Consider the following 5,155-nt stretch of genomic DNA (forward strand, 5'->3'; position numbering starts at 1 on the left):
ATAGGAATAGACTTATCTGCATAACCTTCTTCATTCATTTTGATAAAATATGCATTCTCTGCCCAACGAGCTGCATCAAGTATGTAAGGAATACCGTACCTATGAGCAATTGCACTCACCGCACGAAGGTTAGCCATAGAGACAGGCTGGCCACATACAGGGTTGTTCGTAATACATGTGAAAACAAGGGGCACGTTCTCAGGGCCTACTGCTGTGATAAGTTGCTCTAACTTATCAATATCCATGTTGCCTTTAAAAGGATTTTTGGGGTATGATCCCCCTTCAGGCACTTCAAAGAGCAACTCTTTGTTATAAAGGTTACGAGGAACCGAACCCATTTGTTTGATGTTACCTTCGGTTGTATCAAAATGTCCGTTTGAAGGAATCGTGAATACTTTTCCTGGATGACGAGTGTTCAAGATTTTCTTAACGATCTCCATTAGAACCGATTCTGCTGCCCGTCCCTGTTGAATAATAAATGTGTTAGGTCGCTCCATCTGAGCCGCACCACCATTAAAAAGACCACCCTCGTATTCACAGAGGTACATTTCATCCATCATCTTATTTATATCTTGACAATCTGTACGAACAAGATCAATAATCTTTTTCTGATCATCTCCACGTTCAAATACATCTCTTAAGGTATCAAGAAGTACATAGTAACCTTTATTACGTCCATAAGCCTCATCACCAAGGAACATTGCTGACCACTGCACATCTGTCATAGCTGTTGTGCCTGAATCAGAAAGCATATCAACTGTGAGCATGCCAGCGGGAAATGCAAATTCGTTATAGTGTGTTGCTGCGAGAGCTCTCTCTCTCTGCTCAACCGTTACCTGTGGGATATTCCTTTTAACATATGAGAATGAACTAGGTGTTGCTACGTTTAATGGATATTTTTTCATTTATTTTCCTCCTAATATGGCGCCTTGCGCCTTCATGATAGAGGATACCCCGGTCATCGCTTTAGAGTGACTGGCGGACAGTATCTTTTGCGGTTGGTTATGTTTCTTTTGCACGCTCCTATTTTTCTGCAATAACTTCAATTTCAACCAATGCATCCGTTGGTAATCTTGCTACCTCCACTGTAGATCTTGATGAATAGACTCCCTCTTAAAGAAAGTAGCCTATACTTCAATCATAGCAGCGAAATTGTTCATGTCGCTCAGGAATACTGTAGTCTTAATAACAGCATCCATAGAAGATTCTGCTTTTTCAAGAATATACTTAACGTTCTTAAGTGATTGTTTTGTTTCCTTTGCGATTCCTTCTGGGAATATTCAGGTTTCCCAGATTCAGCGGCAACCAGCCTGATAAAAATATCAGATTTCCCAGTAATTATCCCCTGTGAATAAGGGCCAATTGTTGGTGGTTCCTTATCTGCATTTACAATTCCCTACATTTTTTTCCTCCTTCCTTATAGAAATAATTTATCTTTGTAGAAATAATTTATCTCTTTAATAAAATATTATCTCTATAATAATAATATATTTTTGCTTTAACATATATTCCAGATTTTCGTATTATTATTGTAGAAGTAGAATGGAGTCCTGAGCAAATTGGAGGTACTTATATGGCAAATTCATTATTAGCTCCATATATTAAACTAACTGAATTTTTAGGAAACACTTTAGGCCCTGATTATGAAGTGGCTTTACATGACTTGAGTAATAAAAACCAATCCATAATAGCAATAGCAAACAGTAACATAAGTGGACGCGATATAGGTGCTCCGCTTACAAATATGGCTTTACAAATGATAAAAGATAAAGTTTACGAGGAAAATAACTTTTGTTCTAACTACAAAGGGGTTGCTGCAAATGGTAAGACTCTTCGTTCTTCAAGTATGTTTATCAAACATAAAGGAAAGTTGATTGGCCTTCTATGTATCAATTTTGATGACAGCAGATATCAGATAATCAGTGAAGAACTTATGCGAATTTGTCATCCGGATACTTTTATTGGAACCAGTTTTCAATACGACGGTCAACATGTATCATCTTCCAGCAACCTCAAAAATATATCCTCTGAAAGCTTTCCGAATTCTAAAGATACTGTAATCGCTGAAGCGGTTTCAAATGAACTTGCCGCTCTCAACGTCAGTGCAGCAAGACTTACAACTGATGAACGTATGTCTATCATTTCTTCACTTGAAAAAAAGGGTATCTTTCTTATAAAGGGATCCGTTCAAAATGTTGCTGACAACTTACACTGCTCTTCCGCCAGTGTGTATAGATATCTATCTAAACTAAAAAACATAGTATTTAAATCTAATTTTGCTGACAGTTCAAAGGAGGAACTTTCCTGTACAACAAGTATGGACTAGTGGTTTGTCATTTTTCGAAACAAAGTTTGCAAAATTTTACGCTTCCTGTTTCCAATTGATGAAGCTGATATCTGCAGTTGTTGAGCTAACTGTTTTTCAGTTTTTACTCGAAAAAGATGCTATGAATGACTTTTCAACGGATACATCTACAATCGTGCAGTTTATCTTTGTACTCGGCAAAAATTCCTAAGCTGAAGCAAGCTTTTCAAAGTCCTCAGATTTCCATGGAAACCAAAGGCTTCCCTTTTTTCGTTTACAGGATTCTTGATTGTTACGCTCATTTTTATCCCCTGTTCTTGTTTTCACATTAAAAAAGAGTCACCTTTGTGACTCGAATTTATTCGGACTTGTATAAATATGTACTACTATTTTCCCATGAGCACAATTTCTGCACACAGTAAATCGAAACCTATAGCACGCTTCGAAGTAATAAGTGTCTGTTGCATTTACATCACTCTATCAACTTCAGCAACTCGATCCCCAAAGAAGAGAGCAATTGGCTAAAACAATGCTATTTGGACTCTTTGACCACCGACTTACCCCCGTTGAGGACTCTCCTTCTGGGGTCCATGATAAAAGATTATCTGATTGAATACGACCACGTTTCATAACATGATTACAATACGGACATTCCACTTCCACCCCTCCTATGAATCAAATATAAATATTTTCAGCATCTCATTTCTTATATACTTTACATAATGCAGCGTAAAACTCACAAAGATACACTTACAGATTGTGTGTTTAACCTGTGCAAAGTGTAAATTATTCTAGTGGTGTTGAACTCCGCCAATGCTCTTGTTTCTCTCCCAAATACACCACTCCTCGCCCAGTACCATGAGTACCCCAATTACCATTTGCCTGTTTTTGATTAAAAAGATAGTAACCTAAAGGTACTTTAGTGGATTTATTCCATGCGTCAATATGACGGAAAGCAAAGCTACTATCTCCTTCTGATGCAATTGTTAATTCCTCGGCCTCCTTAAGGGTCATGGGATTCCAAACTAAAATGCTTATCACAATACCCATAGATACCGACAAACAACATATTGCCCACGTACTCCAACATACACAATCAACATCCCATTTACTATACAGTCGCACAAGTAGCCCAATCCCTAACACAACACATACCAACGCCACTAACCAAACTTGCCACAAGGAATAGTCGTCCCATGTTTGCCACAAAAAATAAACCATAAACATCACAACGCCTATGGACCAACCAATATCCTGTCGTCTTGACTGTGTTTCAGCATCATCCAATGTCCATCGTAATACATCTATTCCCAAGAAAACGCAAAATGAAATGACAATACTCCTTGTATTATTGAAGAATGCGTTGGCAAAAGGAATTCTTGTTAGTAATACAACGATAATGGTGATGAGAAAAATCAAAATCATAGTTATAAAAAAAGGATGACTTTTTTCATCTCATTGCATTCCTTTCCATATCAAAAATAAATAATCTTCACTTTCTCAATACTTATGTAGTATCTAGTGTCATTTTAATAAAATTAGAAAACCGAATAGACACACGCAGACTTCATTAATCTAATTCATTACCACAATGGGGACAATACTTTGGAATGCCATCTCTGCAATCCATTAAAGACTTATAGCAATAGGGACATCTATAAAAAATTGCAGATTGGATAATACCCGAAATAACACATAAAGTTCCAAGTACAAAATATAACATCTCGTTTTTACTATATCCCACAGCAAATAACAAAATTCCTGCAATCAATAAACCCCACATGAGTTTATGACTGTTGCGATAGTTCATAAAACGCGACCTCCTTACAAAAAATCGTATTCGTTATAAACGTAACACGAATTTCAGGTTTCTTTACAGGTTAGTTTTTTTGTGCTTCGTAGTATACTCATAACGTTATTTTATATCTTATTATTTTTTGATAAATCTATCCACGATACGACAGTTGTAGATATCAGCCTGCCTGGCATTAATATTATCATAATAAAAATCAGCATTCTATTTATATCGTCAGATATTTTAAATGGATTATCAAAGACCCCACCAAACCATCCAATGTTAGAATAATCTGTTTTGGCGAAATAAAATAACCAATAATACTATATACTGCCATTACAGCTACAAATAATAGCAATTCTTTCAAATGAACGGATATACCAAATATCAAATAATAAAGAACCGCTACAATTGATATCGATAAGATGGTTTTTACAATAAGAATACCTATCCGTTTTTCTTTTTCTCCTTTGGTTGTATCAATGGTACCTATTTTCCCCGGCCTTATTGATTCACCAATTAATTCTATTAAGCCCATAATATTTAGTCTCCTTATTTTAACATATACTTGCTATTGCGGAAGATACCGGATATCATCAACCTACATAATCAGAAAACATGCTTTCATTAAGAACCTGCCATGTCATCTCTGCCCCTTCTTTAATTTCAGTTGTTGCTCCTACTTTTTTCTCTTTTTCCGAAATCAAAGTCGTTATCTCATCTGGCGTAATAAATGATACCTTTGCCTCATCAAATATTTTTTTATATATGCTGTCTATATAAAGGTTGGCATCCTCGATTGGCTTCAAATTTTTATCGTAAATATAAAATGTATAAAGGCACTCTTTATTGCCAACCTCATCTGAATTAGCCGCTTTTTCATTATTAAAACGTATGGTATCTAACTCAATTCCTCCTGTTATTCCATTTGCCTCCGCCACTTCAGGAAACTGCTCCAGCCCATCTGCCCAAGTAAGCTGATTGATATCGAATTCACTTTCAATCTACGTATTTTATTTTACTATTTGTAAAGTCTTAAAATAATATGCTGTAAC

At 36.1% G+C, this 5,155-nt stretch carries 7 protein-coding genes and 1 pseudogene; 1 reads left to right on the plus strand and 7 read right to left on the minus strand.

From position 1 onward, the window contains the following. Together RTK36_RS10440 and RTK36_RS16485 are read right to left on the minus strand one after the other, a co-directional pair. Nucleotides 1–905: pseudogene (locus RTK36_RS10440) on the minus strand (tryptophanase); the annotation flags it as partial. A 222-nt stretch (nucleotides 906–1,127) separates the two neighbouring features. Next, nucleotides 1,128–1,280, minus strand: a complete 153-nt coding sequence (locus RTK36_RS16485) for a Rid family hydrolase (protein ID WP_331655017.1) — start codon at nucleotides 1,278–1,280, stop codon at nucleotides 1,128–1,130. Between the two features lie 293 nt (nucleotides 1,281–1,573). On the opposite strand from RTK36_RS16485, the gene RTK36_RS10450 reads away from it, so the two are divergent. Continuing rightward, nucleotides 1,574–2,326, plus strand: a complete 753-nt coding sequence (locus tag RTK36_RS10450) for a helix-turn-helix transcriptional regulator (protein ID WP_312046928.1) — start codon at nucleotides 1,574–1,576, stop codon at nucleotides 2,324–2,326. A 465-nt stretch (nucleotides 2,327–2,791) separates the two neighbouring features. On the opposite strand, the gene RTK36_RS16730 is transcribed toward RTK36_RS10450, so the two are convergent. From RTK36_RS16730 to RTK36_RS10470, 5 genes are all read right to left on the minus strand, one after another. Further along, nucleotides 2,792–2,968: a PF20097 family protein gene (locus tag RTK36_RS16730; RefSeq protein ID WP_442871348.1), complete on the minus strand. Its 177-nt coding sequence runs from the start codon at nucleotides 2,966–2,968 to the stop codon at nucleotides 2,792–2,794. Between the two features lie 123 nt (nucleotides 2,969–3,091). Then, nucleotides 3,092–3,592: a hypothetical protein gene (locus RTK36_RS10455; protein WP_312046932.1), complete on the minus strand. Its 501-nt coding sequence runs from the start codon at nucleotides 3,590–3,592 to the stop codon at nucleotides 3,092–3,094. Between the two features lie 283 nt (nucleotides 3,593–3,875). Then, entirely contained in the window at nucleotides 3,876–4,115 is a 240-nt protein-coding gene (locus RTK36_RS10460) for a hypothetical protein (protein ID WP_312046933.1), read from the minus strand. A gap of 211 nt (nucleotides 4,116–4,326) precedes the next feature. Further along, complete coding sequence (locus tag RTK36_RS10465; protein WP_312046934.1) at nucleotides 4,327–4,638, minus strand: hypothetical protein; 312 nt, start codon at nucleotides 4,636–4,638, stop codon at nucleotides 4,327–4,329. A gap of 58 nt (nucleotides 4,639–4,696) precedes the next feature. After that, the gene (locus tag RTK36_RS10470) at nucleotides 4,697–5,041 is read right to left on the minus strand and encodes a hypothetical protein (protein ID WP_312046935.1); all 345 of its coding nucleotides are present in this window, start codon (nucleotides 5,039–5,041) and stop codon (nucleotides 4,697–4,699) included. Between the last annotated feature and the right edge of the window lie 114 nt (nucleotides 5,042–5,155).

Source organism: Anaerotignum sp. (genome assembly GCF_031981185.1).
In the GTDB taxonomy this organism is placed as follows: domain Bacteria; phylum Bacillota; class Clostridia; order Lachnospirales; family Anaerotignaceae; genus Chakrabartyella.